Origin of the sequence: Amycolatopsis tolypomycina, from assembly GCF_900105945.1 — a bacterium.
In the GTDB taxonomy this organism is placed as follows: domain Bacteria; phylum Actinomycetota; class Actinomycetes; order Mycobacteriales; family Pseudonocardiaceae; genus Amycolatopsis; species Amycolatopsis tolypomycina.
Map to the genome: position 1 here is coordinate 347056 of NZ_FNSO01000002.1, position 25096 is coordinate 372151.

General features: G+C 71.5%; 25 protein-coding genes. 6 read left to right on the plus strand and 19 right to left on the minus strand.

Annotation, left to right across the window (positions count from 1 at the left end):
* Positions 1-38 precede the first annotated feature (38 nt).
* The 6 genes from BLW76_RS03115 to BLW76_RS03140 all read right to left on the minus strand — a co-directional run bounded on the left by BLW76_RS03115 (position 39) and on the right by BLW76_RS03140 (position 8076).
* On the minus strand, positions 39-1466 hold the full coding sequence (locus tag BLW76_RS03115) for an FAD-dependent oxidoreductase (RefSeq protein ID WP_091304336.1): 1428 nt from the start codon (positions 1464-1466) through the stop codon (positions 39-41).
* On the minus strand, positions 1463-3511 hold the full coding sequence (locus BLW76_RS03120; RefSeq protein WP_091304337.1) for a molybdopterin oxidoreductase family protein: 2049 nt from the start codon (positions 3509-3511) through the stop codon (positions 1463-1465). The genes BLW76_RS03115 and BLW76_RS03120 overlap by 4 nt, the downstream gene beginning before the upstream one ends.
* Positions 3512-3707: 196 nt before the next feature.
* Entirely contained in the window at positions 3708-4505 is a 798-nt protein-coding gene (locus BLW76_RS03125; protein WP_091304338.1) for a TIGR02569 family protein, read from the minus strand.
* An 85-nt stretch (positions 4506-4590) separates the two neighbouring features.
* Positions 4591-5766, minus strand: a complete 1176-nt coding sequence (gene moeZ / locus BLW76_RS03130; protein WP_091304339.1) for an adenylyltransferase/sulfurtransferase MoeZ — start codon at positions 5764-5766, stop codon at positions 4591-4593.
* Between the two features lie 96 nt (positions 5767-5862).
* Positions 5863-7020 (minus strand): DUF3152 domain-containing protein, encoded by a 1158-nt coding sequence (locus tag BLW76_RS03135; protein ID WP_091304340.1) that lies wholly within the window; start codon positions 7018-7020, stop codon positions 5863-5865.
* Positions 7021-7101: 81 nt separating this feature from the next.
* Positions 7102-8076, minus strand: coding sequence for an alpha/beta fold hydrolase (locus BLW76_RS03140; protein WP_091304341.1), 975 nt, complete (start codon positions 8074-8076; stop codon positions 7102-7104).
* A gap of 113 nt (positions 8077-8189) precedes the next feature.
* On the opposite strand from BLW76_RS03140, the gene BLW76_RS03145 reads away from it, so the two are divergent.
* On the plus strand, positions 8190-8816 hold the full coding sequence (locus BLW76_RS03145; RefSeq protein WP_091304342.1) for a TetR/AcrR family transcriptional regulator: 627 nt from the start codon (positions 8190-8192) through the stop codon (positions 8814-8816).
* 53 nt (positions 8817-8869) lie between these two features.
* Here BLW76_RS03145 and BLW76_RS03150 read toward each other — a convergent pair whose 3' ends face one another.
* Together BLW76_RS03150 and BLW76_RS03155 are read right to left on the minus strand one after the other, a co-directional pair.
* The gene (locus BLW76_RS03150) at positions 8870-9763 is read right to left on the minus strand and encodes an alpha/beta fold hydrolase (RefSeq protein WP_091304343.1); all 894 of its coding nucleotides are present in this window, start codon (positions 9761-9763) and stop codon (positions 8870-8872) included.
* A complete protein-coding gene (locus BLW76_RS03155; RefSeq protein WP_167384445.1) occupies positions 9760-10668 on the minus strand; it encodes an AurF N-oxygenase family protein in 909 nt (302 codons plus the stop codon). Before BLW76_RS03155 ends, BLW76_RS03150 begins: the two co-directional genes overlap by 4 nt.
* 68 nt (positions 10669-10736) lie before the next feature.
* Between BLW76_RS03155 and BLW76_RS03160 the strand changes: the two genes are divergently transcribed.
* Both BLW76_RS03160 and BLW76_RS03165 read left to right on the plus strand, forming a co-directional pair.
* The gene (locus tag BLW76_RS03160; RefSeq protein WP_091304344.1) at positions 10737-11507 is read left to right on the plus strand and encodes a TetR/AcrR family transcriptional regulator; all 771 of its coding nucleotides are present in this window, start codon (positions 10737-10739) and stop codon (positions 11505-11507) included.
* Positions 11504-11821: a DUF4873 domain-containing protein gene (locus BLW76_RS03165; RefSeq protein ID WP_091304345.1), complete on the plus strand. Its 318-nt coding sequence runs from the start codon at positions 11504-11506 to the stop codon at positions 11819-11821. The genes BLW76_RS03160 and BLW76_RS03165 overlap by 4 nt, the downstream gene beginning before the upstream one ends.
* Here BLW76_RS03165 and BLW76_RS03170 read toward each other — a convergent pair.
* The 3 genes from BLW76_RS03170 to BLW76_RS03180 all read right to left on the minus strand — a co-directional run bounded on the left by BLW76_RS03170 (position 11818) and on the right by BLW76_RS03180 (position 13381).
* Entirely contained in the window at positions 11818-12267 is a 450-nt protein-coding gene (locus BLW76_RS03170; protein WP_167384446.1) for a pyridoxamine 5'-phosphate oxidase family protein, read from the minus strand. The two genes, BLW76_RS03165 and BLW76_RS03170, sit on opposite strands and share 4 nt — an antisense overlap.
* Before the next feature lie 110 nt (positions 12268-12377).
* Positions 12378-12608 carry a DUF3107 domain-containing protein gene (locus tag BLW76_RS03175; RefSeq protein WP_013223016.1) on the minus strand — a complete coding sequence of 77 codons (231 nt, stop codon included), beginning with the start codon at positions 12606-12608 and terminating at the stop codon, positions 12378-12380.
* 119 nt (positions 12609-12727) lie between these two features.
* Positions 12728-13381, minus strand: a complete 654-nt coding sequence (locus BLW76_RS03180; RefSeq protein WP_091304346.1) for a ferritin-like fold-containing protein — start codon at positions 13379-13381, stop codon at positions 12728-12730.
* 554 nt (positions 13382-13935) lie between these two features.
* On the opposite strand from BLW76_RS03180, the gene BLW76_RS03185 reads away from it, so the two are divergent.
* Both BLW76_RS03185 and BLW76_RS03190 read left to right on the plus strand, forming a co-directional pair.
* Entirely contained in the window at positions 13936-15396 is a 1461-nt protein-coding gene (locus tag BLW76_RS03185; RefSeq protein ID WP_244170028.1) for a DEAD/DEAH box helicase, read from the plus strand.
* 25 nt (positions 15397-15421) lie between these two features.
* Positions 15422-16726, plus strand: coding sequence for an Rv3212 family protein (locus BLW76_RS03190; RefSeq protein ID WP_208613193.1), 1305 nt, complete (start codon positions 15422-15424; stop codon positions 16724-16726).
* 105 nt (positions 16727-16831) lie between these two features.
* Here BLW76_RS03190 and BLW76_RS48290 read toward each other — a convergent pair whose 3' ends face one another.
* The 7 genes from BLW76_RS48290 to BLW76_RS03225 form a co-directional block, all read right to left on the minus strand.
* The gene (locus BLW76_RS48290) at positions 16832-17395 is read right to left on the minus strand and encodes a hypothetical protein (RefSeq protein WP_167384447.1); all 564 of its coding nucleotides are present in this window, start codon (positions 17393-17395) and stop codon (positions 16832-16834) included.
* Between the two features lie 12 nt (positions 17396-17407).
* The gene (locus tag BLW76_RS03200) at positions 17408-18259 is read right to left on the minus strand and encodes a RecB family exonuclease (protein WP_167384473.1); all 852 of its coding nucleotides are present in this window, start codon (positions 18257-18259) and stop codon (positions 17408-17410) included.
* An 81-nt stretch (positions 18260-18340) separates the two neighbouring features.
* Positions 18341-20800: an alpha-L-rhamnosidase-related protein gene (locus tag BLW76_RS03205; RefSeq protein WP_091304349.1), complete on the minus strand. Its 2460-nt coding sequence runs from the start codon at positions 20798-20800 to the stop codon at positions 18341-18343.
* Positions 20801-20925: 125 nt separating this feature from the next.
* Positions 20926-21555, minus strand: coding sequence for a MarC family protein (locus BLW76_RS03210; RefSeq protein WP_091304350.1), 630 nt, complete (start codon positions 21553-21555; stop codon positions 20926-20928).
* Position 21556: 1 nt separating this feature from the next.
* Positions 21557-22420 carry a PHP domain-containing protein gene (locus BLW76_RS03215; RefSeq protein WP_425265997.1) on the minus strand — a complete coding sequence of 288 codons (864 nt, stop codon included), beginning with the start codon at positions 22418-22420 and terminating at the stop codon, positions 21557-21559.
* 47 nt (positions 22421-22467) lie between these two features.
* Complete coding sequence (locus BLW76_RS03220) at positions 22468-23028, minus strand: PH domain-containing protein (protein WP_003095467.1); 561 nt, start codon at positions 23026-23028, stop codon at positions 22468-22470.
* 20 nt (positions 23029-23048) lie between these two features.
* Positions 23049-23213 carry a hypothetical protein gene (locus BLW76_RS03225; protein WP_162146229.1) on the minus strand — a complete coding sequence of 55 codons (165 nt, stop codon included), beginning with the start codon at positions 23211-23213 and terminating at the stop codon, positions 23049-23051.
* A gap of 186 nt (positions 23214-23399) precedes the next feature.
* Here BLW76_RS03225 and BLW76_RS03230 point away from each other — a divergent pair, with 186 nt between their 5' ends.
* Positions 23400-23813 (plus strand): NUDIX hydrolase, encoded by a 414-nt coding sequence (locus BLW76_RS03230; RefSeq protein WP_091304352.1) that lies wholly within the window; start codon positions 23400-23402, stop codon positions 23811-23813.
* A 181-nt stretch (positions 23814-23994) separates the two neighbouring features.
* Here the strand turns inward: BLW76_RS03230 and BLW76_RS03235 are convergent, their stop codons facing one another.
* Positions 23995-25089: a DUF2332 domain-containing protein gene (locus BLW76_RS03235; protein ID WP_091304353.1), complete on the minus strand. Its 1095-nt coding sequence runs from the start codon at positions 25087-25089 to the stop codon at positions 23995-23997.
* Positions 25090-25096 lie beyond the last annotated feature (7 nt).

The following is a 25096-nucleotide window of genomic DNA, read 5'->3' on the forward strand; positions in this document are numbered from 1 at the left end:
CCTTCGTGCGGCGGTTCGTGATGGTCAGTGGGGGTGGATCACTGCGCGGCGAGCCAGTTCGCGATGCCGCCGACGGTGTCCGTGCACCCGCCGCATCCCGTCGTCGCTCGCGTGGCCCGCGCCAGTGCGGGAGTGTCGGTGGCCCCGGCCTTCCAGGCCTCGATCAGCCGGCCCTTGGTGACGTTGTTGCAGCGGCAGATGACCGCCGCCGCGGGCAGGTCGGCCGGGCTGGCCGCGGGGGTGCTGCCGCTGGGCAGCGCGCGGCCGAGCAGGACGGCGAGCCGGTCTTCCGGCAGCTGCGTCCCGCGGTCGTGGAACTGCGTGATCGTCGCGGCCGCGTCGGGGAGGCCGAGCAGGATCGCCCCGGTGACGCGGTTTTCGCGGACGACCAGCTTGCCGTACCGGCCACCGGTCGGGTCGTTGAAGGTGAGCACCTCGGCGCCGTTGTCGGATGCTTCGAGCTGGGTCTCGCCGAGCGCGGCGAGGTCGATGCCGCGGGCCTTGAGCCGGGTGACGGCCGTGGTGCCGCGGTAGCGGGCCGCCGCGTTCGTCCCGGTCAGGACGTCGGCGAGGACTTCGGCCTGCTCCCATGCGGGCTGGATCAGCCCGGCCGGGGCGCCGGGGTGGCGGGCGCAGTCGCCGAGGGCGTGGATGCGGCCGTCGCTGGTGCGCAGCACGTCGTCGACGAGGATGCCCATGTCGACGTCGAGGCCAGCTTCGGCGGCCAGGCGCGTCTCGGCGCGGACGCCGGCGGCGACCACGACCAGGTCGGCCGGGACGAGGCTGCCGTCGTCGAGCTTGAGGCCGTCGCCGGGCAGGTAGCGGGCGGCGGTGGCGCCGAACTTGAACGTCACGCCCATGTCGGTGAGCTGCCGGGCCAGCACGTGGCCGGCGGCCGGGTCGAGCTGGCGTTCCATGACGTGGCCCAGCGGGTGCACGACGGTCACCTGGTTGCCGCGCCCGGCCAGGCCGCGGGCGGCTTCGAGGCCGAGCAGACCACCGCCGAGCACCGCCACCGGCGCGCCGAAGCGGGCGGCGTCGAGGATCTTGGCGCAGTCGTCGAGGCTGCGGAAGGCGACCACACCGGGCCCGGCTTCGAGGCCTTCGACCGGCGGGATCCACGGGTTGGCGCCGGTGGCGAGCACGAGGGCGTCGTAGTCGACGGACGAGCCGTCGGCCAGCTCGACACAGCGCTTCTCGCGGTCGATGCGGGCGACGTCGACCCCGAGCCGGAGGTCGATGTTGTGGCGCTGCGCCCATTCGTCGTCGTGCAGGCGGACGCTTTCGGCGCTCATCCCGCCGGCGACGACGGCGGACAGCAGCACCCGGTTGTAGGCGGCGTGCTTCTCGGCGCCGAGCACGGTGAGGCGGACCCGTTCGGCGATCGGGTCGCGGCGGCGGATCTCGTCGGCCAAGCGGGCGCCGGCCATGCCGTACCCGACGATGACGACTTCACGGGGGCTCATGCGGCACCATCCACGGTAGTCAGGGAAACGGCACACACCTTGAACTCCGGCATCCGGGAGACCGGGTCGAGCGCCGGATTGGTGAACAAGTTCGCGCGCTGCTCACCGGGGAAGTGGAACGGCAGGAAGACGAGGTCGGGCTTGAGGCTCTGCGCGAACCGGACTTTGGCGATGGTTTCGCCGCGCCGCGACCGGACCAGCGCCCGGTCGCCTTCCTCCAGCCCGGCCCGCTTGGCGGTGTCCGGGTGGACCTCGACGAACGCCTCCGGAACGACGTCGTTGAGCTCCTGCACGAGCCGGGTCTGCGCGCCCGACTGGTAGTGCTGCAGGACGCGGCCGGTGGTGGCCTGCAAGGGAAACTCCTCGTCCGGCAGCTCGGCCGGGCCGGTGTGCTCGACCGGCACGAACCGCGCGCGGCCGTCCGGGTGGGCGAACGTGTCGAGGAACATCCGCGGGGTGCCGGGGTGGTCGGTCCCGGGCACCGGCCAGTGCAGGGCCTCGCCCGCGCGCAGCCGGTCGTAGCTGATGCCGGAGTAGTCGGCGATGCCGCCCTTGGACGCGATCCGCAGCTCCTCGAACACGGTCTCGGCGTCGGTCGGGAACCGGCCCTCGGGCTGGCCGAGCCGCTCGGCGAGCCCGTTGAGGACGTCGAGGTCGGAGCGGACACCCGGCGGCGGGGTCAACGCCTTGCGCCGCAGCAGGATCCGGCCTTCGAGGTTGGTGAGCGTGCCGTCCTCTTCGGCCCACTGGGTGACCGGCAGGACGACGTCGGCGAGCGCCGCGGTCTCCGACAGCACGAAGTCGGCGACGACCAGGAAGTCCAGTGCGGCCAAGCGGTCCTGGACGCGCTGCGAGCGCGGCGCCGAGACGACCACGTTGCTGCCGAACACCATCAGCGCCTTCGGGCCGTTGTCCTGGCCGAGCGCGTCGAGCAGTTCGGTGGCCGAGCGGCCGGGGCCGGGCAGGCTGTCCGCGTCGACGCCCCAGACGCCGGCGACGTACTCGCGCGCGGCCGGGTCGTCGAGCTTGCGGTAGCCGGGCAGCTGGTCGGCCTTCTGGCCGTGTTCGCGGCCGCCCTGGCCGTTGCCCTGGCCGGTGAGGCAGCCGTAGCCGGAGCCCTTGCGGCCGGGCAGGCCGAGGGAGAGGGCGAGGTTGATCCAGGCGCCGACGGTCGCGGTGCCGGTGGCGTGCTGCTCGGTGCCGCGCGCGGTGAGGACGTAGGCGTTGCGGGCCCCTGCGAGCTTTTCGGCGGCGAACCGCATGTCGGCGGCCGAGACGCCGGTGACGCGCTCGGCGCGTTCCGGCCACCAGCTCGCGGCGATCCGCCACATCTCGGCGAAGCCGCTCGTCCGGTAGTCCACATAGGACTGGTCGAGGTGTCCGCCTTCGACGACGGCGTGCAGGATGCCCAGTGCCAGCGCGAGATCCGTGCCGGGCGCGGGCGCCAGGTGCAGGCTCGCGAGCTCGGCGGTCGGGGTACGCCGCGGGTCGACGACGATCAGGTCGGTCCCGCGCAGGTGCTGGGTGAACGGCGGCATGGTCTCGGCCGGGTTCGCCCCGGCGAGCAGCACGACGTCGGCCTTCTTGAGATCGGTGACGGGGAACGGCATCCCACGGTCGGCCCCGAAGGCCTTGATCCCCGCGGCGGCGGCCGACGACATGCACCACCGGCCGTTGTAGTCGATCTGCGAGGTGCCGAGCGCGACGCGGGCGAACTTCCCGAGCAGGTAGGCCTTTTCGTTGGTCAGCCCGCCGCCGCCGAAGATCGCGACACCGTCCGGGCCGTGGGTTTCCTGCGTTTCGCGGAGCTTCCGGGCGACGTGGTCGAGCGCGAAGTCCCAGCTGACCGGCTCGAGCGCGCCGTTGACGCGCAGCATCGGGGTGGTCAGCCGCTTCGGGCTCGTGAGGAGGGAGCCGGAGGTCCAGCCCTTCTGGCACAGGCCACCGGCGTTGACCGGGAAGTCCCGCGGCGTCACGCGGGCGCCGTCGAGGCTCATCCCGCACTGCAGCGCGCAGTACGGGCAGTGGGTGTCGACCTGCGGCATCGGGCACCTCCTCGGCGTTTTCGGGCTTGCCCTGACGCTAAGGAGGCCTTGTTAACCGGATTCGACCGAATGTTTCAGGCAGTTGACATTGCGGCGGTGTTTCCGCCGCCCGCCCGGTGAGATCGGCGTCCACCTGCCGGGAGTCGGGAGGTCAGCGGCGCTTTGCCCGGTGTGTCCCGCGATCTTGCGACCTCGGTCACAAGACGCCGGAGACCTCGCGGGCCGCCGCGCGCAGGCCGTCCAGTGAGGCCTGCGTCGAGCGTGGGTTCAGTGCGTTGGAAGCCAGCCGGAACAGGACCGCGCGCAGCAGCAGCTGCGGCCACTCCGGCAGGTGGGCCCAGCGTTCGAGGAGGTCACGGCCCGCGCCGCCCCAGGCCAGGGCGTCCACCGCGACGATTGCCGCGCCGTACTCGCCCGGGCGGTAGTACGGCACGAAGTCGACGAGGCCGGGGCTCGAATCTCCGTCGAACAACAGCCCGGCCAGGAGCTCGCCGTGGGCCACCTGTGCCGGGAGGCGGATCGGGCGGCGGGCGGGGGCCAGGACCTCGAACCAGCGGCCGCCCTTTGTCTCCTCCAGGGGGACCTCGGCCTCTTCCCATGCCACGCGGTCGGCGATTGCGTCGACGTCCGTGCGTGCGTCGAGGAAGTCCGGGCGCGGCAGGCCGACCGTGGCCCGGTGGAGCTTCACCGCCGCCAGCACCGATGCGTCGCCGCGGTGCTCGTGGGTGCCGGGGACGTACCGGGAGGCCGTCCAGCCGCCGATGATCCAGCGGCCGTCCGTCGACCTGACCGGCTTGCCGACCCGCAGCCCCGGCTCGCGGACGTAGTCCAGGGCGTGCGCGGTCCAGAGCGTCCTGACCTTGTCGGTGACCGGCTTGAGCACGAGGTCGCCGCAGTGCCACGCGGTCGAGTCCGGCAGGCGTTCGCCGCCGTCGGCGGAGCCGCCGAAGGCCGCGCAGACGTGCGCCGGGGGACGTTGGAGGGTTGACCGCACGGGCGTGACGTTACCCGGCCGGGTGTTCCACGATCGAGAAGACTCGCTGGTCACACACGGTTTCCCGGCCGGGCAACCGCCACTGTCAGTAGGTCGGCAGGCTCGGGTCGATCTGCTTGGCCCAGGCGAGCACGCCGCCGCCGAGGTGCGTCGCGTCCTTGAAGCCGGCCGCGTGCAGGGCCGCGAGCGCTTCGGCGGACCGGGCGCCCGACTTGCAGTGCAGGACGATCGGCTTGTCCTGCGGCAGCTCGGCCAGCGCCTCGCCCGAAAGGATCCGGTCCTTCGGGATCAGCGTCGCGCCCTTGATGTTGACGATCTCGTACTCGTGCGGTTCGCGGACGTCGATCAGCGCGAAGTTCTCGCCGCTGTCGAACTTGGCCTTGAGCTCGGCCGGGGTGATCGTGCTGCCCGACGCGGCCGACGCCGCCTCGTCCGACACGACACCGCAGAACGCCTCGTAGTCGATCAGCTCGGTGATCTTCGGCGTGTCCGGGTCCTTGCGGATCTTGACCTCGCGGTACTTCATCTCCAGCGCGTCGTAGCTGATCAGGCGGCCGAGCAGCGGCTCGCCGATACCGGTGATGAGCTTGATCGCCTCGGTGACCATGATCGAGCCGATGGACGCGCAGAGCACGCCCAGCACGCCACCCTCGGCGCACGAGGGGACCATGCCCGGGGGCGGCGGCTCCGGGTACAGGTCCCGGTAGTTCAACCCGAGACCGTTCGGCGCGTCCTCCCAGAACACGCTGACCTGGCCCTCGAACCGGAAGATCGAGCCCCAGACGTACGGCTTGCCCAGCAGCACCGCGGCGTCGTTCACCAGGTAGCGCGTGGCGAAGTTGTCGGTGCCGTCGACGATCAGGTCGTACTGCCCGAAGATCTCGAGCGCGTTCGACGAGTCCAGCCGTTCGGTGTGCAGGTGCACCTTGACCAGCGGGTTGATCTCCGCGATCGACTCCTGCGCGGACGCGGCCTTGAGCTTGCCGACGTCGGACTGGCCGTGGATGACCTGGCGCTGCAGGTTCGACTCGTCCACGACGTCGAAGTCGACGATGCCGAGCGTGCCGACCCCGGCGGCGGCCAGGTACAGCAGCGCGGGGCTGCCGAGGCCGCCGGCGCCGATCACCAGGACCTTGGCGTTCTTCAGCCGCTTCTGCCCGTTCACCCCGACGTCCGGGATGATCAGGTGACGGCTGTAGCGGGCCACCTCTTCCTTGGTGAGCTCGGCAGCCGGCTCGACGAGCGGCGGCAGTGCTGACATGGGTCCTCCATCTCGCGCGCGTATCGCGTCCATCCCACTATGCACAACGCGCGCGGGCAAATAAGCCTTCCCACGTCCAGATGCTGGGACGACTCCCTACGGCGGCGTCGGGTTCGGCCAGGCGTTGGTCACGCAGATGCGGCCGTCCTTGGCGACCTTGCCCTTGTCGCCGCCGGGGATGTCGTTGAGCATCGCGACGTAGTCGTCGTTGACGCCGAAGGACTGCTGCATCATCACCGGCGCCGGCTGGCCGGTGCCGCCGCAGCCGACGTGCTTGTTGCCCAGTGCGTGGCCGACCTCGTGGTTGATCGCGTACTGGCGGTAGCCCGTCATGTCGGCGCCGTAGGCCTTCGCGCCGCGGACCCAGCGCGCCAGGTTGATCAGCACGCGGCCCATGCTCTTGCGGTAGCAGGACGCTTCGAACTTGATCTGGAAGCCGCAGGCGTCCGCGCGGTGCGTGGTGTCCGGCGTGGTGAGGCTCACCCGGAACGAGGGGTTCGGGAAGTTCGCGTCGACGCGCTGGAAGGCGACCTTGCCGTCCCACGTCCAGCTCTTGGGATCGGACAGGGTGCCCTGGACGGCCGTCGCGAAGGCGTCGTCGCCGGCGTAGCTCGACGCGTCGATCCCGTCCTCGACCTCGACCGTGTAGGTGTACAGCTGCCCGGTGCCGACCTTCGGGCCGCTGCCCGGGACCACGTGCCAGGTGCCCTTGCCGGTCTGCGTGTACGGGCTGCCGTTGGGCAGGTCCGCCGTCGGCACCTTGAGGTCGACCGGCGTGGCCGGGTTCTCCGGGATGCCCTGGTCGCCGCCACCGTCGACGGCGCCGCCGGAGCTGTCGCCCCCCGCCGACTCGGCGCCGGGCGCACTGGCACCGGTGCCCTGTTCGGCGATCGGCTGGGCCGGGCTGTTGGCCGTGTTGACCACCACGAGCACGGTCAGCACGACCAGGATCGGCAGGGCGTAGACGCGCCAGCCGTAGGTCTTCGTCAGCTTCGTGAGGCCGGACTTCGGCGGCGGGTCCGCCTGCTCCCGCGCGACCGGCACCTCCGGCTTCCACGAGGCGCTCAGCGGCTCGGCGCTGGTCCGCCGGCCGCCGGGGCGGTAGCGGTCCTCGTCGACGCGCTGCGCGGGCGCCTTCGCCGGGCGGTACTGCCCGGTGCGCGGCGGGTCTTCGGGCTGCGACGCCCGGCGGGCCGACGCGCGGTGCGGCGGCCGCCGATCTTCGCCTCGCGCGTCCTGCTTCACCCGGTCCACCGCACCAGGGTGCCACAGCGCCACCGAACCGTTATCGGCGACTGGCGGATCATCGAGTGAACTCGCCGTCACCCGATCGGCCTACCACGTGCCCGCTTCGACGTGCTCCCACATGCCCAGAACGGCCTTCGCGACGACGACCGGGCGTTCCATCTGCGCCACGTGGCCGGTGCGCGGGAGCACCAGCAGCCGGGCCCGCGGGATCGCCCGGGCGGTCCGCACCGCGCGCTTCACCGAGATGACGCGGTCCTCCCGCCCCCACACGACCAGCGTCGGCGCCTGCACGAGCGGGGCGACCGACCACAGCGACGCCTTCCCCAGCGTCGACCAGGCCCGGAAGATGGCGAACGTGCTGCGCGCCATCGCGGGCGCGGCCCAGGCGAACCCGGCGCGGGCGCCGTGTTCCTCGGTCAGCTCGTCGAGGCGGCTCTCCGGGAACCGCGACGGGTCGGCGAAGCACAGCTTGATGACCTGCGCGGCCCGTTCCCGCGGGCCGAGGGCGGCCAGCTGGGCCCGCACGCGCGCGCCGACCAGCGGCAGGTAGGCGAACGCCATCCGCGGGTCCGAGAGCCGCCGCGGGTCGAGGCGCAGGTCGGGCACCGCCGGCGAAATGAGCGTCAGCGTCTTGACCAGCTCCGGCTTCTGCGCCGCGACGAGCAGGGCGATCGCGCCGCCCATGGAGTTGCCGAACAGGTGCACCGGGCCGCTGTTCCCGATGTGCTGCACGACGACGTCGGCGTGCGCCTGGAGCGTGAAGTCGAAGCCCTCTTCGGGCTCGGAGTAGCCGAACCCGGGCAGGTCGGGGGCGGTGCCGCCGGCGACCGGGGCGAGCAGCGCGGCCAGGTCGGTCCAGTTCGTCGACGAGCCGCCGAGGCCGTGGACGTAGACGGCGGGCACGCCGTCCGGGCCCGGCGTGCGGCGGACGTGGAGCCGGGCGGTGCCGGCCTCTTCGAAGGCGGCGGGCCACGGCGGCGGGACCGGGTCGAGCGACGGCAGGGCCCTGGTCGAGAGCGGCACGTGGGTCAGCGGCGGCCGCGCCGGCACGGGGGTGTTCACGGGTCCAGAATGCCCGACCCTTGGCGCGGCACACGTACCGGCGAGTAATCTTCAGGGCGACTTCACGCGGTGGCGAACCCGCCCGTCGAAGAAGCGATGACGGGAGGACGAGCATGACGGAGATGACGCGGGTGCAGCAACGTGGGGTGCGGCTGCCCCGGACCGAGCGCCGGGCTCAGCTCCTCGCCGCGGCGCAGCGGGTCTTCGCCGAAAACGGGTACCACGCCGCCGCGATGGACGAGATCGCCGAGGTCGCGGGCGTCTCGAAGCCCGTGCTGTACCAGCACTTCCCCGGCAAGCTCGACCTGTACATCGCGCTGCTGGAGAGCCACGTCGACGAGCTGGTCAAGCGCGTCCAGACGGCGCTGGACTCCACCACGGAGAACCGGCAGCGCGTCCCGGCGACGGTCGGCGCGTTCTTCGACTTCGTGAGCAACGACGCCGGCGCGTTCCGGATGGTCTTCGAGTCCGACCTGCGCGGCGAGCCTGCGGTGCAGGAGGCGGTCGACCGCGCGACGTCGGCCAGCGTGGACGCGATCACGGAGACGATCACCGCGGACGCCGGCCTCGACGAGGACAAGGCGCGGCTGCTGGCCGTGGGCCTGGTCGGGATGAGCCAGGTCAGCGCCCGGTTCTGGCTGGCCCACCACCAGTCGATGAGCCGCGAGGAGGCGGTGGCCCTGACAGCCAACCTGGCCTGGCGCGGCATCGGCGGCGGCTTCCCCCTCAAGGATGCCTGAATGACATGAACGACTCTTTCATGACGTCTGACGTCATGAAAGAGTCGTTCATGTCATCGGCGAGCGGCCACGCGCACCAGTGCGGCAATCCGGCGGGCCACCTCGTACGGGCGTTCCTGCGGGAGCATGTGCCCCGCACCCGGGAACCGGACGAACTCCGCGTGCGGCAGCTCGTCCGCGATCACCTTCGCGTGCGGCAGCGGGCACAACCGGTCCTTCTCCCCCGCCAGCACCACCGACGGCACGTCGCAGAGCGCGCCCAGCCCGCCGACGCCGCGGTGGGCCGCGATCGCGTCCAGGAACAGCCCCGCGCTCGCCGGGTGCGCGCGCAGCAGCTGCTCGACGACGCTGTCCACCTGCGCCCGCCCCGGCCGGTCGCCGAACACCAGCCGCCGGGCGCCCGAACGGACCAGGCCCGGCCGCAACCGCAGGGTGTCCGCCCGCAACCGGGCCAGCAGCCGGGCCACGCGCGGCTCGAACCGCGTCACGCTCCGGCCCACCAGCCCCGGGAACCCCAGCGTCAGCTTGTCCATGTCCCCGGACGACGTCGCGACGAACGCCGCGCCCGCCAGCCGCGACGCGACCAGCGAAGGGTGCCGTTCCGCGAGCACCATCAGCGTCATGCCGCCCATCGAATGCCCGGCGAGCACCAGCGGCCCCGATGGGACGCGGTCGGCGATCAGCTCGGCGAGGTCGTCGGCGAGCCGGGCGATCGTGGCGCCGCCGGGCCGGGCCGGCGACGAGCCGCCGTGGCCACGCAGGTCGTAGCGCAGCACGCGCAGGCCGGGGTCGAGGTGCGGGAGCACGAAGTCCCAGGTCCGGTGGTCCTGCGTCCAGCCGTGGACGAGCACCAGCGTCACCGCCGAATCGGCCGGCCCGGACTGCGAGACGTGCAGCGCGGCGCCGTCGCCGGTGACGAACCGGCCGGGCGCGAGGACGGCGGTCATCGGGCCGCCGGAAGCAGGAAGGACTTGCGCCAGAAGTACTTGCCGGGCAGGCCCACGAGCCCCGACTCGGCGAGGAACGGCATGATCTTCTCCCCCGCCCAGGCGATCGTGCCCTGCCAGTGCGGGTTGTTCAGGGCCGCTTCGACGCCGTCGCGCGGCCGGATGCCGACCGCCTTGTAGACGTCCGGGTTGATGAACGCCCGCGTCACGAAGTAGGAGATCACCGCGATGATGAACTGCTGGTAGGCGATTTCGGCCTTCGACAGCTTCGCCATCCCGCGCGTGACCTCTTCGCGGGCGAAGGTGACGTGCCGGGCTTCTTCGAGCACGTGGATCCGGTTGACCATCCGGACCAGCGGCTGCACGCCTTCGTCGTTCATCTGCTCGCGCTGCAGCCGATCCAGCACTTCCTCCGCGACGAGGATCGCGCCGTAGCGCGCCGGGCCGTAGGAGATCGTCGGCATCAGCTTCGCCAGGCGCCGCAGCCACGGCACCGGGCCGTAGGCGGGGCAGCCGATCCGCGACGCCATCCGCGCGAACATCGTCGAGTGCCGGCATTCGTCGGCGATTTCGGTCAGCGCGAACTGGGCGTGCGCGGACGTCGGGTCCTGCTCGTAGACCTCCTTGAGCAGCATCTGCATGAGGAGGATCTCGAACCACAGGCCGGTGGTCGCGACGCTGGCGACCTCGTGTTTGCCCAGCTCGATGCGCTGCTCGGGAGTCAGTTTCTCCCAGAGTTCGGTGCCGTAGAGCGACGAACGCTCTTCGAGGATGAACCGCTTGCCCTCGACCAGCGGCGCGGCCCAGTCGATGTCGACGTCGGGGTCGTAGAACTTGTTCGCCGACGACTTCAGCAGACGGTCCGCGGTCTTCTCGCGATCCGGTTCCTTCAGCGTCCGCGTCATTGCCGACACCCCTTCCGCCACACTCGACCAAGATGTGTAACTTGAGGTAACAGTTACCTCTGCGTAGCATGACCCTGGTGATCGAACGTGTCAAGCGCTCCAGCAAGCAGGCCGGCAAGTCCTCCCGCGGCGAGGAGGCGACCGGCGACGCCCGGCGCGACCGGTGGCGCAAGCACCGCATCGCCCGGCGCAAGGAGTTCGTCGAAGCGGCGCTGCGGGCGCTCGACACGCACGGCCCGGACCTCGGCATGGAGGACGTCGCCGCGGAGGCCGGCGTCACGAAGCCGGTGCTGTACCGGCACTTCGACGACAAGGCCGACCTGTACGTGGCCCTCGGCCAGCGCGGCACGGAGATCCTCTTCGAGCGGCTGATCCCGGCGATCAACGCCGAGCTCGCGCCGGTCCCCCGGATCCGGATGGCCCTCGACGCGTTCTTCACGGTGATCGAGGAGCACCCGAACCTCTACCGGCTGCTGGCGCACGGGCGCCCGGAGAAGCCGGTGTCCTCGGACGTCGTGGCCGAGGACAAGGAGCTGATCGCGACGGCGCTGACGGCGCTGCTCGGCGACTACATGCGGATGTTCAACATGGACTCCGGCGCGGCCGAGCCGTGGGCGCACGGCATCGTCGGCATGGTCCAGAACACCGGCGAGTGGTGGCTGGACCGCCGGTCGATGAGCCGCGACGCGGTGGTGGAGTACCTGACCCAGATCATCTGGGCGGCCATCGACGGGCTGACCCGCCAGAACGGCGTGGTCATCGACCCGAACCTGCCCCTGGAAGTCAACAAGGTGGTCCAGCTGGGCCGCGCCCCCGAGTCGCTGGAGGAAACATCGTGAGCGAGCACGACGAAGACGGCTACAGCGGCGAAGCGACCCTCGTGGTCGACGGCGTTTCGCTGACGACGACGGTCGAGCTGCGCGGCTACTTCCAGCCGATCGACGGCTATTACCGCTGGTACGGCCGGGTGGCGGTGAACGAGGAGCTGACCCGCCTGGCGGGCGGCAAGAAGAAGCCGGTCACCATCCAGGCGGGTGCGCACACGGCGTCGGGCGAGCTGTCGGACCCGGACCCGTGGGGCCGCTACCGGATCACGGGCACGAGCACGCCGCCGTTCCACGTCCCGACGACGCTCGAGGAACTCAACGCCTAGGGCAGGCGCGGGCCCGGCAGCTCCACGCCCGGCAGCACGCCGTTCGCGATGTCCGTGGCCCGCCACTTCGACACGGTCAGCCGCACCGCCGTGACCGGCGCGGCGAGGAACGGCGCGGCCTCCGGGACCTTGCTGACGAGCAGCTCGCGCACCCGCGCGTCCTCGTCGCCGCCGACGAGCTCGGCCGACGCCTGGGCCTGCAGGAACGGCTGCATCGGCGAGCCCGTCGAGACCACGACCGACACCACCGGGTGCTCGCGGATGGCGGCCAGCGTCCGGCCGCGGTCCTCGAGCACCAGGTTCAGGGTGAACTCGCCGCTTTCGGCGAAGTAGACCCCGCCGACCCAGGGTCCGGCGCTGCCGGCGGTGGCGAGGAACAACGACTTGTGCGCGGCGAGGGTGTTCCGCACGAGGTCCGCGACGGCGGCCTGTTCGAGAGTGGTCACCGGGCGAAGCTAGGGCGCGAAAAAGCGACACTCCAAGCAAAACACCACAATCCGGTGAAACCGGAAGGCCACCCCGGAGGAACCCGGGGTGGCCTTCGCGGGGCTACGAGTCAGTCGCCGACGCCGAAGCCGACCTTGCGGACGTCGGAGGGAGCGATCTCGACGTACGCGATCCGGTCGGAGGGGACGATGTACTTCCGCCCCTTCTCGTCGTTGATGCGGAAGAGCCCGTCACCGGCCGTCAGGGCCTCGGCGACCAGCTTCTCCACCTCTTCGGGAGACTGGCCACTGGACACCACCAGCTCGCGCGGCGTGTCCTTGATGCCGATCTTGACCTCCACGTGGGACCTCCGCTGGAAATTCGTAAGGGATGTGCCGGCCAAGGCTAACCGAACCGGCTCGTTCCGGTGGCGCATGTCCGCGCCCGACCGCGTCGTCACTTCCGGGTACTCCATCGGGTTCAGCCCAGGCCGAGCGCCTGCATGCGCTTCGTGTGCCCCTGTTGCAACCGCCGGAACAGCGCGGCAATTCCGGAGAGGTCGCCCGAGCCGCTGATGATGAGCTCGGCCAGCCCGTCGCGCTCGGCGACGACGTACTGCGCCTGGGTCAGGGCCTCGCCGAGCAGGCGGCGGCCCCACAGGGCGAGCTTGTCGCGGGTCTTCGGGTCGGCCTCGATGCCGGCCGCGACCTCGCGTTCGGCGAAGGCCGAGTGGCCGGTGTCGGCCAGCACGGTCAGCACCAGGTCCTTGGTCTCCGGGTCGAGCCAGCTGGCGATCTCCCGGTAGAGGTCGGCGGCGAGCCCGTCGCCGACGTAGGCCTTGACCAGCGACTCCAGGTACGACTTCGGGGGCGTCGAAGCGTGCCACGCGTCGATGTGGTTCACGAACGGGGCCATCGCGTCTTCGATCTTGATGCCGTTCGCGGCCACGTGCTTGGCGAGCTGGCCGTAGTGACCGATCTCGGCGGCCGCCATCGCCGCCAGCGCGGCACGCCCGGCCAGGGTGGGGGCGCTGCGCGCGTCCTCCGCCAGCCGGTCGAACGCGGACAGTTCGCCATAGGCGATCACACCGAGAAGGTCGACTACGCCTTCACTGATCTCTTTCGGCTCGGTCACGGGGGCAGGGTATCGCCGAAGCACCCGGGCGTGTCGGGACGAGACCGATCACACTGGTTCCGGCGCGCCGGGTACTGTCGAAAAACTGCTGACCAGGTACACTGGCACACGATATCGAGCTTCCGTACGCCATACCGGCGTCGGGAAACAGGCAGGTCACGTGGCCTGCCGACGTACTGCAATGTGCGTGCACGCCTCTTCCGGCATTCCCGGGGCGGACCGGTTCCGCGCTTCCGAACAGCGCCAGGGACCAGGGTTTACTCCCGGTCGAGTGTCGAGCGGACCCACGGCTGTGCGCGCTGGTCACGAGAGAGGCGATCACCCTGACCGCAGAAATTCCCACAACCGAACAGACCCCCGCCGTCGCGCTGGAACACAGCGAGACAGGCCCGGCCGCGCTCGACACCTCGCACCCGCTGCAGGCGGGCGTCGAGGTCGAGCCCGAGGCCCCGACCTTCGCGTCCTTCGGCGTCAAGCCGGAGATCGTCAAGGCGCTCGGCGAGGCCGGCATCGAGCGGACCTTCGCGATCCAGGCGCTCACGCTGCCGCTCGCGATGGCCGGCGACGACCTCATCGGCCAGGCCCGCACCGGCATGGGCAAGACGCTGGGCTTCGGCGTCCCGCTGCTGCACCGCGTGCAGGTCCCCGGCGACGGCACCCCGCAGGTGCTCGTCGTGGTCCCGACCCGCGAGCTGTGCATCCAGGTGGCGAACGACCTGAAGGGCGCCGGCAAGCACCTGGGCATCCGCACGCTGGCCATCTACGGCGGCCGCCCGTACGAGCCGCAGATCGAGGCGCTCCGCAAGGGCGTCGACGTCGTGATCGGCACCCCCGGCCGCCTGCTCGACCTGGCCGAGCAGCAGCACCTGGTGCTCGGCAAGGTCCGCGGGCTCGTGCTGGACGAGGCCGACGAGATGCTCGACCTGGGCTTCCTGCCCGACATCGAGCGCATCCTGCGGATGGTGCCGGACGAGCGGCAGACCATGCTGTTCTCGGCCACCATGCCCGGCCCGATCATCACGCTGGCCCGCACGTTCCTGAACCAGCCGACCCACATCCGCGCCGAGGAGAACGACGCCGGCGCGGTCCACGAGCGCACCACCCAGTTCGTCTACCGGGCGCACTCGATGGACAAGCCCGAGGTCGTCGCCCGGGCGCTGCAGGCCGAGGGCCGCGGGCTCACGATGATCTTCAGCCGCACCAAGCGCACCGCGCAGAAGGTGGCCGACGACCTGGTCGAGCGCGGTTTCGCGGCCGCGGCCGTGCACGGTGACCTGGGCCAGGGCGCCCGCGAGCAGGCGCTGCGCGCGTTCCGCTCCGGCAAGGTCGACGTGCTGGTCGCCACCGACGTCGCCGCCCGCGGCATCGACATCGACGACGTCACGCACGTGATCAACTACCAGTGCCCGGAGGACGAGAAGACCTACGTCCACCGGATCGGCCGCACCGGCCGCGCCGGGCGCACCGGCGTCGCGGTCACCCTCGTCGACTGGGACGAGGAGCCGCGCTGGAAGCTGATCTCGGACACCCTCGGCCTGGACATGCCGGAGCCGGTGGAGACGTACTCGTCGTCGAAGCACCTGTTCGAGGACCTGGGCATCCCGGAGGGCACCACCGGGCGGCTGCCGCTGGCCAAGCGCACCCGCGCGGGCCTGGCCGCCGAGGAGGAAGAGGACCTGGGCGGCAAGAAGCGCGGCCGTCGTCGTGGCGAGCCCGCCTCGGAAGACGCGCCCCGCAAGCGCACCCGGGCCCCGCGCAAGCGCACCCGCGGCGGCTCGCGGGCGGCCGAGGCGATCGAGGCCGCGGACAACGCCGCCGCCGCTTCTTCGGAAGAGGCTCCGGCCGCATCGGAGGGCCGCACCCGGACTCGCCGCCGCACCCGCAGCGGCAACGCCCCGGAGGCGACCGGCCCGGCCGTCGAAAAGGAGGCCGGCGAGAACGCCGAGCGCCCGGCTCGGCGGCGCCGCCGTCGCCGCCCGGCCGCGACGTCTGATACACCTGCGTCGGCAGACTGAGGCCTACGCAGCGGGGGTCGGGTAAGTGAACGACGACGAGAAGGCGGCTTCCGGCTACGGATCGGAAGACGTCCTCGATGACGCGCCCCCCGCTGCCGCGCCCGCCCCGCGGGTCAAGGCGCGCCGATCGCCGTGGAACCGCGGGCGGGACCGGGCGATCGCCGCGCTGATCGCGGTGGGCGTGGTCGCCGTCGCGCTGGTCGTCGGCGCGACGAGCGACAGCGCGGCCACCGACCGCACGCAGGCGGCACCGCCTCCGCCGTTGCCCGCGGCACCCGACAAGGTGCCCGGTTCGCTGGCGGAGATCTGGAGCGCCGCCAGCGGTGCGACGCCGGTCCCGGTCGTCGCCGGCGACACGGTGGCCACCGCGAACGGCGGCGAGGTCGCCGCCCGCGACCCGCTGAGCGGACAGGTCCGCTGGCACTACACGCGCGACCTGCCGCTCTGCACGCTCGACCAGGCGTGGGGGCGGCTGAACGCCGTGTTTTCGAAATCGACGAACTGCAGCGAAGTCACACAGCTCGACCCGGGCACGGGCCGGATCACCGCGCAGCGCAACGGCAACGCGGAGCTGGGCACCCAGCTGGTCAGCGACGGCTCCCACGTGACGGCCACGGGCAAGAAGCTCCTCACGACCTGGCGCGACGACCTGGTGCAGAGCGCCGAGTACGGCCAGGTCCCGGCGCTGGTCAACGCGGGCAAGCAGCCCCGCACGGGCTGCACGTACGGCACGGTCGAAGCGGCGTCGGGCAAGGTCGGCGTGATCGAGCGCTGCCCGGGCGACCCGGCCGACCGGTTGACGGTGTACAAGTCGGCGCCGGAGAAGGACGACGAGCCGCAGGTCAGCTTCAGTTCGGTGCTGGCGGGCAAGCGGGCGCGCGTGATCGCGATGTCGGGCGACCTGACGGCGGTGGTGTTGCCGGACCAGAAGCTCCTGGTGGTGTACAACGGCGACGGCACGCAGCGCGCGGCGTACCCGCTGGACGTGCCGCCGGGCGACCTGGCGGCCGAGCCCCCGGCAGGCGTCGAGGCGACCACCCAGACGGCCCAGAACCTGTACTGGTTCAGCGGCTCGAAGGTGGTGGCCCTGTCCCGCGACGACCTGTCGCCACGCTGGACGTTGAGCAGCGCGGTGGGCCCGGGAATCACGTTCGCCCAGCAGCTGGTGGTCCCGATCAAGGGCGGCTTGGCGGTGCTGAACGAGAACGACGGCTCGACGATCCGCACGGTCGGCGTGGAGCGCCGCGGCTACACGGGAGTGGTGCGGCTGGGCGCGGCGGGCCCGGTGCTGCTGGAACAGCGCGGCCCGACCCTCACGGCCTTGAAGTGAGCTGCCGGTTCACTTGGGCCATGTGGTCCACAATGGACTGACCGCGGCCGCCGCCGCGGAGGGTTTCCCCGCCCGGCCCGAAGACGCCGAGCGCCTTGACCACGGCTAGCTGTACCAGAAGACGGTCGCCGCGGAGACGGCGAACAGCACAACGGCAAACCCGGCACCAACGGCAGGAAGCCCCCGCCGCCGATCGGCAACCCGCTGAGCCCCAAGAGCCAGCCCGGCGGCGACGGGATGCCCGACGAGCGAGGCAACGCCGGGCCCGGGAGCACCGGTGAAGAGGCAGATGACGCCGACACCGAGCACCCCGACGGCCAGGACGGCCAGCCCGGCAGCGAGGGAGCCCGTGAGCCCGCGCCACCAGCGGCCGCGGGTTTTCGGTGGGTCGGCCTCGGCGGGGGTGTCGGCATCGGTGGCGGCGGGTGTGGTGGGCTCGGCGGGTTCGATCCGCTCGGGCTCGACCCGCTCCTGCGGCACGGTCAACTCGCCGCCCAGCGGCCCAGCCGCAGCCCGCCCTCGCCCGGCCGAACCGCGCTCCGACCGCACAGCCGGCACCTCGCCACCGGAAGCCCGGCCCGGCATCTCCCGCCCAGCCCGCGCCCCGGCTTCCGGCTCTCCCGCCGGCAGCGGGACCGTCGCCAGTTCGTCCGTGTCCGGTGAAGCCACTTACCCTCCCGTCTAGGGCGCGAGCAAATCCCACGGCTGCGCCGCCGGGGCTGCTTCCTGGCCTGCCGCGCAGCTCGGCCGGAAGTCGCACCATGCGCACCGGCGGTCGGGGCGGGGTGGGAACAGCACGTCCCCGTCGCCGCCCGCGTCCAGGGTATCCGTGGCCAGCCGCAGGTCTGCGGCGGTCTCCTCCGCGCGTTGCAGGTGCCGCTGGAGGCTCTCCGGGGTGTGCTCCGCCGCCGCGATCGTGCCCGTCGGGACGTGGTGGAGCTCCACCGTCGTGCACGGCATCCGCAACGTGCGCGCCGCCGCCACCGCGTACAGCGCAAGCGCTTGCGAGGCGCGGGCCTCGTACTCGTCCGGTGGCCGACGTCCCGTCTTGTAGTCCACGATCACCAGCGCGCCGTCGCGGGCGTCGATGCGGTCCGCGCGACCCTCGATGATCATCGACGGCCGCTCCCCCGGCGTGCCGCTCACCGGCGCCGCCACCCAGCGCTCCAGCCCGACCGGGTCGTGCGTGACGTCGTTGTCCTCGACGTACTCCGCCACCCAGCCTTTCGCCCGCGCCCGGTACCGCGCCGCCTGCTCCTCGCTCTCGAAGCCCGCGTCCTTCCAGAACTCGGCCACCAGCGCCACCGCCCGCTGCGGCACCCGCTTGAGCACCGGCAGGTCGAACAGCGCCCGCAGCGCGTTGTGCACCACCGCGCCCAGCGTGCTGTGCGCCCACGGCCCGGTGCGCTGCGGGGTCGGCCGCTGCAGGTACGCGAGGCGGTACCGGCGCGGGCAATCGTCGAAGGTCGCCAGCCGCGCCGGCGAGACCTTCGTGAGCCGCACCGGTTGCGCCACGCCGAAGTCGAAGCCCATCTGCTCCTTCACGGCGCCCACGCTACGCACCACCACCGACACTTTCCGCGCGGGGCGAGCCGCCCCGCGCGGAAAGCCGGTTCACCGCACGACGAGCACCGTGTGCGTGCCCCCGGAAACCCTCAAGGAGCCCCCGAAAACCACCCGGCCGTCCAGCAGCACCAGACGACCCGAAGGCACCACCAGCGACCCCGACGTCCCCCGCGGCGCGGTCACCGTCAACGAGAACACCGAACCCTGCTGGGACCACGAAGCCGACAACGCGCCCTTCGGCGTCGGCACCGCTCCGCGCGCCCATGACACCGAACCCGGGTGCGGCGCCACCGTCCAGGTCGCGAAACCCGGCGACGTCGGCGAGACGCCCAGCAGCTCGTTCGTCAGCACCGGCACGACCCCGGTCGACCAGCCGTGCGCGGCCGACGTGTAGCCCTGCTCGTAGTGCGAGCCGCCCTCGCCGATGCCCTCCCACGCCGTGATGCCCGGGTCGTGCGTGGCCATCCAGCCGTACATCCGCTTGATCTGGTCGAGCGCGGACGCCGTCTGCCCGGTCCGGAACCGCGCCTGCAGCTCAGGGAACGACGTGAACGCGTACACGCGCTTCGTGCCGTCACCCACCAGAGTGTCGTTGTCCATGAACGGGTTCCCGTACGGCAACGCGCCCGCCGCGAGCCGCGACAGCGCCGAAGTGGCCTGCGCGGGCGAAGCGATCCCGGCGAGGATCGCGTGGCTGTTGCCGTCCTGGCCGTGCCGCACCGCGCCCGTCGCCGAGTCGAGGTACGCGCCCGCCGCCGGGTCCCACAAGTACTGGTTCACCGCCGCCGAGACACCCGAAGCGCGCGAAAGCCACCGATCGGCGTCGGCCGGGTGCCCCGTCGCGCGCGCCAAACCGGCAGCGCCCTGAAGCGCCCGGACGTACAACGCGTTGTAGTACGTCACTTCGCCCGTACGCGGCAGGAACGCGTAGTCGCCGTAGCCGCCGGTGCCGTTGAGGCCCTTCGCGAGCAACCCGCGCGAATCGGTCACCGACGGGTACCAGGTGTCGAGCGTCTTCACGAGGTGCGAGTAGTACGAAGCCGCGTACGCGGTGTCGCCCGTGTAGAGCACGTAGTCCCAGCTCGACGTCACCCACCAGAGCGGATAGTCGAACAGCGGCAGCGTGTAGTTGTTGATCGACGCGGGCGGGATCCAGCCGTCCGCCCGCTGATGATCGGCGAGATCGGCGAGGACGTTCCGAGCCGCCGCGCCGTCCTGGTGGGTCAGGTACTGCGTCAGGCCGGAGACGGCGACGTCGCCGACGTACGGGTCCCGGTCGCGCTTCGCGCCGTCGTGCAGCACCAGCTTCCCGTCCAGCGACGGCGAAAACGCGCCGCGCGGGTCCACATCGGACTCACGGAACGTGTCCATGCCCAGCTCGTTCGTGTAGGACGCCGCGTACCAGTACTTGTTCAGGTCCTCGTCGGACGACTCGAACCAGCCGCGGTAGGTCGACGGCGTGCCGAGGAACGGCGTGAAGTCGAGCGAGACGCCGCTGATCCGCACCTCACCGGACGGCTGGGCCAGCGGGGCGTCCGACGCCAGCGCGTCGAGGCTGATCCGCAGGTAGCGGAAGCCGTGCAGGCCGTCCGCGCACACCTGCGTCCCCGATGCGCAGCCCTTCGTGTCCCGCCACACCGTCGGCGTCGTGGGCACGGCGAACTGGTCGGTGCCGGGGCCGTCGGCGAAGTCCGAGCGGGTGAAGTCGGAGCGTTCGCCCAGGTACTGGAGGGTTTCCGAGAACGCCAGCCGGACACCCGGCCGGTTCGCCGACGCGCCCGCGAACGCGATCTTCGGGTACCCGGCGACGACCTTGCCGAAGTCGACGACGGCGGTGGGCACCGGCGGGTCGGCGACCACGCCGGGCCACACCTCGGCGACCCGGCTGAACTCGCCGGACGGCGTGTTCTGGTCCTTGGTCACGGTGATCCGCACCTGCGCGGTCGTCACCGGCCGGTCGAAGGTGACCGCGCGCTGCACGGCCGTGTTGCCGGTGACCGTGGCGGCCACCCGCCACGCCCCCGCGTCCAGCACCTCGACCGTGAAGTCCTGCGGCACGCCGTCCACATTGGACAGCACGGTGACGCCGGGCAGCGCGACCGGCGCGCCCGCGGTGATCGTCAGGACGTCCGGGTAGGCGGCGATCGTGTCGTCGTTCCAGAACGTCTCATTGTTGCCGTCGATCGCGTTGCCGGGGTCGTAGGTCCGGGGCTGGCCGTTCCCGCCGTTGTTCGGCGCGTGGAACGACGACGCGGCCGCGGTGGTGCCGGCGGGCCACCCCGGCTTCGGCGGCGGCGCCTGCCGCTTGAACGTCGCCACCCCGCGCCCGAGCAGGCCGTTCGGGTTCGTGACGTCTCCGGTGGTGGACAGCACCTTCACCGGCCGGACGTCCCGGCTCGAAGGTGCGACGACGTACTTCTGCCAGCCGGGCGCGGCGTCGGCGGGCGCGGCGACCACACCGCTCGCCACCAGCACCGTGACCGGCAGGATTGCTCTGAGCCACTTCATCGAGGCCTCCGCAGGGCGTTGAATCGTTTCAAACGCTGAGCTGAGGTTCAGGCTGCGGGAGCGGTGCCAACGATGTCAACGAACCGGGCGGATCCTGTCCGGCAGGACAACCCGGGTGGCGGGTATCAGCCCGCGCCGGAGATGAACCCGCGGACGGAGTTCGCGACGAGCTCCACGGCGATGGCCGCGAGCAGCAGGCCGGCCACCTTGGCCAGCAGCGTGATGCCGCTTTCCTTGATCAGCCGGATGACGAGACCGGAGTAGCGCATGCAGAGGTAGATCACGAAGTGCGTCGTGACGATCGCCAGCGCCAGGGCGATGTACGCGCCGACGTGCCCGTCCGCCTGCCGGACGAACACGATGGTCGCGGCGATCGCGCCGGGCCCGGCCAGCAGCGGCGTGCCGAGCGGCACGAGCGCGACGTTGACGTCCTCGGCCGCTGCTTCGGGCTCGTGGCCGTTGCTGGTGAGCAGCTGCAGCGCGATCAGCAGGAGCAGCAGCCCGCCCGCGCCCTGCAGCGCGGGGATGCCGATGCCGAGGTAGGCCAGGATCGCCTGGCCCGCGACCGCGAACAGGCTGATGACCAGCAGCGACACCAGGACGGCCTGCCGGGCGGCGCGCGCCCGGGTCGCCATCGGCTTGCGGCCGACGAGGCTGAGGAACACCGGCACGGTGCCGGGCGGGTCCATGATGACGATCAGGGTGATCGTCGCACTCATGAAGAGCTTCGCGTCGAAGACGTCGGCGAACGCCATGTCAGCCCTTCACGACTTGGAAGCCCGTGGCGCGCGAGGTGAGTTCCTCGAACTGCCCGGGATCGGTGGTGCACTCGCCGAGTTTGATCGTCTTGTTCGTGCCGTGGTAGTCGCTGGATCCGGTGACGAGCAGGCCGAGCTCGCCGGCCAGCTCGCGGGTGCGGGCCCGCGTCGGCGCGTCGTGGTTGGGGTGGTCGGCCTCGACGCCGGTGAGGCCGCGCGCGGCCAGCTCGGCGAGGGTGTCTTCGCTGATGGTGGCGCCGCGGCTGAAGGCGAAGGGGTGCGCGATGACCGTGACGCCGCCGGCCGCGGCGATCATGTCGATGGCTTCTTCGACGGGCGTGTCGCGCCGGGCGACGTAGTAGCCGCGGCGGGGGCTGAGGTAGTCGGCGAAGGCCTCGTCGACGGACTTGACGAGCCCCGCGCGGACCAGCGCCTGCGCCAGGTGGGGGCGACCGGGCGGGGAGTCCTCGGGCAGCAGGCCGAAGATCTCGTCGGCGTCGATCGGCAGGCCGTCGGCGGCCATCCGCTCGGCCATCCGCCGCAGCCGCGTGCGGCGCTCGAGCCGCAGCCGGGTCTGCTCGGTGACGATGGGTTCGGACGTCGGGTCGAAGAGGTAGGCGAGCAGGTGGACGCTGATCTGCCGGCCGGTGCCGGGGTCGATCGAGACCGTGGAGAGCTCGGCGCCGGGGACCAGGGTCAGGCCGGGCGACACCGCCTCGGCGGCGGGCGCCCAGCCCGCGGTGGTGTCGTGGTCGGTGATCGCGACGACGTCGAGCCCGGCTCTCGCGGCCGCGGCGACGAGCCCGGCCGGCGTGTCGGTGCCGTCGGAAGCGGTGGAATGGGCGTGCAGGTCGATGCGCATCGTGTCCATTGTCGACGATGCGCTGGGTCACACGCGCGGCGGGACCGCTACCCGACCGGCTTCTTGCCGCGCGCGGCGCGCTGGGCCTTGATCATCGAGAAGCGTTCTGCCTGCTTCTGCTTGTCGCCGAAGACCAGCTCGGAGATCGTGTCGTAGAACTCTTCGGGCCGCGGCAGGAAGTCGATCTTGTTGAGCGCCTGGATCTGACCGGCGGACTCGACGACCATCGTGCCGTAGCCCATCATGCGGCCGGTGGCGGTGCGGACGTAGCTGAGGTCGGTGACCTTGCTGATCGGCATCATCAGCACCTTCGTGGTGAACACCCCGGTGGTCATGACGAACCGCTTGTCGGTGACCACCAGGCGCTCGACCCACCACTCCATCACCACGTAGGCGAACCGCAGGACGACGAGCAGCGCGACGTACCAGAGGATGTTCTGGCCGATGTACAACGCCGGTGGCAGCAGGTAGGACACCAGGACGCAGACGGCCAGCAGCGCGGCCGCCTCGAAGGTGTCCCACAGCAGCACCGCCCAGTGGCGGCGGATCCGGATGACCCGCCGCTCGGTGTCGAGGAGGTACTCGTCGGGGTCGCGTGGCGCGAACATGGTTCGAGGGTAGCCCCCGATCAGCCCTTGAACACGTTGCTGACGAAGGTGATCACCGATTCGGCCGAGCTACGGAGGAAGTCGATGATGTTGCCGACGAGGCCGGCGGCCTGCCCAGGCTGGGCGATGACGAAGAACAGCACCAACGCGATGCCGGCGAGGCCCGCAATCTTCTTCACGTTCACCGCGATCAAATCCCGTCTCTTACGGTGACACCGGACAACAGCAGCTTTTACGTTGTACCGCACCGAACAGGCGCCGGGGAGGAAAGTCCCGCGCTTGGGTCAGCACGCGGTCCGAAGTGTACCGTACGGCTACTCTCCGTGTACAGGACATCCGTTTTCAACTCGGTTACGTCTACCCTTCGGGACATGGAGGGCTTGACCAGCATGACGATCCGCTGTGTCGGCGGCATCGTGTTCGACCCGTACGGCCGTTTGCTGCTCATCCGGCGCGCGAATGACCCCGATTCGGGGCAATGGTCGCTGCCGGGCGGCCGAGTCGAACCGGGCGAAACGGACAAAGAGGCCGTGGTCCGCGAGCTTTTCGAGGAGACCGGCCTCGACGTGATTCCGGGCACACTGGTGGGCTCGGTACGGCGGGGACCGTACGAGATCTTCGACTACGCCTGCGAGGTCGAGGGCGGAGTTCTCACGGCTGGTGACGACGCATCCGAGGCCCGTTGGTCCGATGCGGCAGACCTTGCCGCGTTGGAGGCCGGTGGAGAGGTGGTCGAGCTGCTTTTCGTGACGCTGCGTGAGTGGGGGGCCTTGCCGCGGGCCTGAGGTTGCTGTTCCGCGGCTTTCCGGTTCCGGTGGCGTCGCGCCTGCCCAGCCGCCCGCCGCGGCGCAGGTCTCAAGCGCCCCAATGTGGCGTTGGGTGCGTCCAACGCAACGAACGCCACATTGGGTGCGTCTGACGCACCGAACGCCACATTGGGGCGCATGGAGCGGGTGCCGGGTCCGGCTACAGCGGCAACCAGGTCATCCGCTGCCCGTGCGGCGCGGTCCGTGCCAAGGCGTGGGCCTCGGCCTTCCCGTCCTCCCACCGCACGACACCCAGCGTCGCCAGGCCGTCCGAACCCGTCAGATCCGCACGCCCGGGCAGCACAGCCTCCAGCCCGGCCCCGTAGAACTCCTCCGAAACCCACCACACCGGCCGCGAATCAGCCAGCGAAGCCAGCGCCGAAACGAACTCCGCCCGTCGCGAAGCGGACAAATACCCCAGGACGTGGCTCGTCAGCACCACCAGCGGCCCCTCCAACGAGGCCGCTGCCGCGGGCAGGTCGTCGACGCCGTCGCCGGTGATCAACCGCGGGCGGTGGCGCGCCTGCTCGGCCGCCGCCGTCCTCAGGAGCCTGATGCGGTCCGGCTGGTCCGCCCAGACGCACGCCTCCAGCCAGGCCAGCTCGTCCTCGTCCGACAGGTCCACCGGCGCCCGGTCCAGGCCCGCCCGGTCCAGCAGCGCGAGCTTCTTCGGCAGCTTCGGCACCGTCGCGCCCGGCGCCAGGTCCAGCGCGCAGTGCAACCCGACCGCCGCCTTCGCCGGGCCGGCCGTCAGCTGGTCGCCGCCGTCGCACTGGTAGCGGTAGCCGAAGCGGTCCAGGCCCAGCAGCAGCCCCGCGCTGCAGCCGACCTCCAGCAGCGACACCTTCCCGCCCGCTTCGCGCGCCGCCCGCGCCACGCCCGGGTACAGCAGCGCCGCCCGGCGGACCTCGTTGGTCTGCGTGTACCGCGAGGCGATCAAAGAACGGGCCTTCGAGGCACGCTCCAGCAGGAACGACCGGAACAGCGGCCACGTCTCCGAATCCACCCCGTCGAAACCACCCAGCGACGGGTAGTACCGCGAAAGCGGGTGGATCGGGTCGGCCTGCACCAGCCGGTGGGCCACCGCCATCAGCAGCGTCCCGCGCACCTCGCCGTCGCGGGCGTCCGACAGCAGGCCCGCCACGTCGTCGTCCGCGGCCGCCTGCAGGGCCAGGTGCTCGTACAGCGGCGAGACCCCGCGGGCCTCCACTTCCGCGAACGTGCGGAGTATCCCCTTGATCGCGTCCAGGTCCATCAGAGCC

Coding starts and splice junctions, on each gene's coding strand:
- BLW76_RS03115 (WP_091304336.1), bottom strand. CDS start 1,466: ATGAGCCCCCGTGAAGTCGTCATCGTCGGGTACGGCATGGCCGGCGCC.
- BLW76_RS03120 (WP_091304337.1), bottom strand. CDS start 3,511: ATGCCGCAGGTCGACACCCACTGCCCGTACTGCGCGCTGCAGTGCGGG.
- moeZ (WP_091304339.1), bottom strand. CDS start 5,766: ATGTCAGCACTGCCGCCGCTCGTCGAGCCGGCTGCCGAGCTCACCAAG.
- BLW76_RS03145 (WP_091304342.1), top strand. CDS start 8,190: ATGACGGAGATGACGCGGGTGCAGCAACGTGGGGTGCGGCTGCCCCGG.
- BLW76_RS03150 (WP_091304343.1), bottom strand. CDS start 9,763: ATGACCGCCGTCCTCGCGCCCGGCCGGTTCGTCACCGGCGACGGCGCC.
- BLW76_RS03155 (WP_167384445.1), bottom strand. CDS start 10,668: ATGACGCGGACGCTGAAGGAACCGGATCGCGAGAAGACCGCGGACCGT.
- BLW76_RS03160 (WP_091304344.1), top strand. CDS start 10,737: ATGACCCTGGTGATCGAACGTGTCAAGCGCTCCAGCAAGCAGGCCGGC.
- BLW76_RS03185 (WP_244170028.1), top strand. CDS start 13,936: ATGGCCGGCGACGACCTCATCGGCCAGGCCCGCACCGGCATGGGCAAG.
- BLW76_RS03200 (WP_167384473.1), bottom strand. CDS start 18,259: ATGGGCTTCGACTTCGGCGTGGCGCAACCGGTGCGGCTCACGAAGGTC.
- BLW76_RS03205 (WP_091304349.1), bottom strand. CDS start 20,800: ATGAAGTGGCTCAGAGCAATCCTGCCGGTCACGGTGCTGGTGGCGAGC.
- BLW76_RS03210 (WP_091304350.1), bottom strand. CDS start 21,555: ATGGCGTTCGCCGACGTCTTCGACGCGAAGCTCTTCATGAGTGCGACG.
- BLW76_RS03215 (WP_425265997.1), bottom strand. CDS start 22,420: ATGCGCATCGACCTGCACGCCCATTCCACCGCTTCCGACGGCACCGAC.
- BLW76_RS03220 (WP_003095467.1), bottom strand. CDS start 23,028: ATGTTCGCGCCACGCGACCCCGACGAGTACCTCCTCGACACCGAGCGG.
- BLW76_RS03230 (WP_091304352.1), top strand. CDS start 23,400: ATGGAGGGCTTGACCAGCATGACGATCCGCTGTGTCGGCGGCATCGTG.
- BLW76_RS03235 (WP_091304353.1), bottom strand. CDS start 25,089: ATGGACCTGGACGCGATCAAGGGGATACTCCGCACGTTCGCGGAAGTG.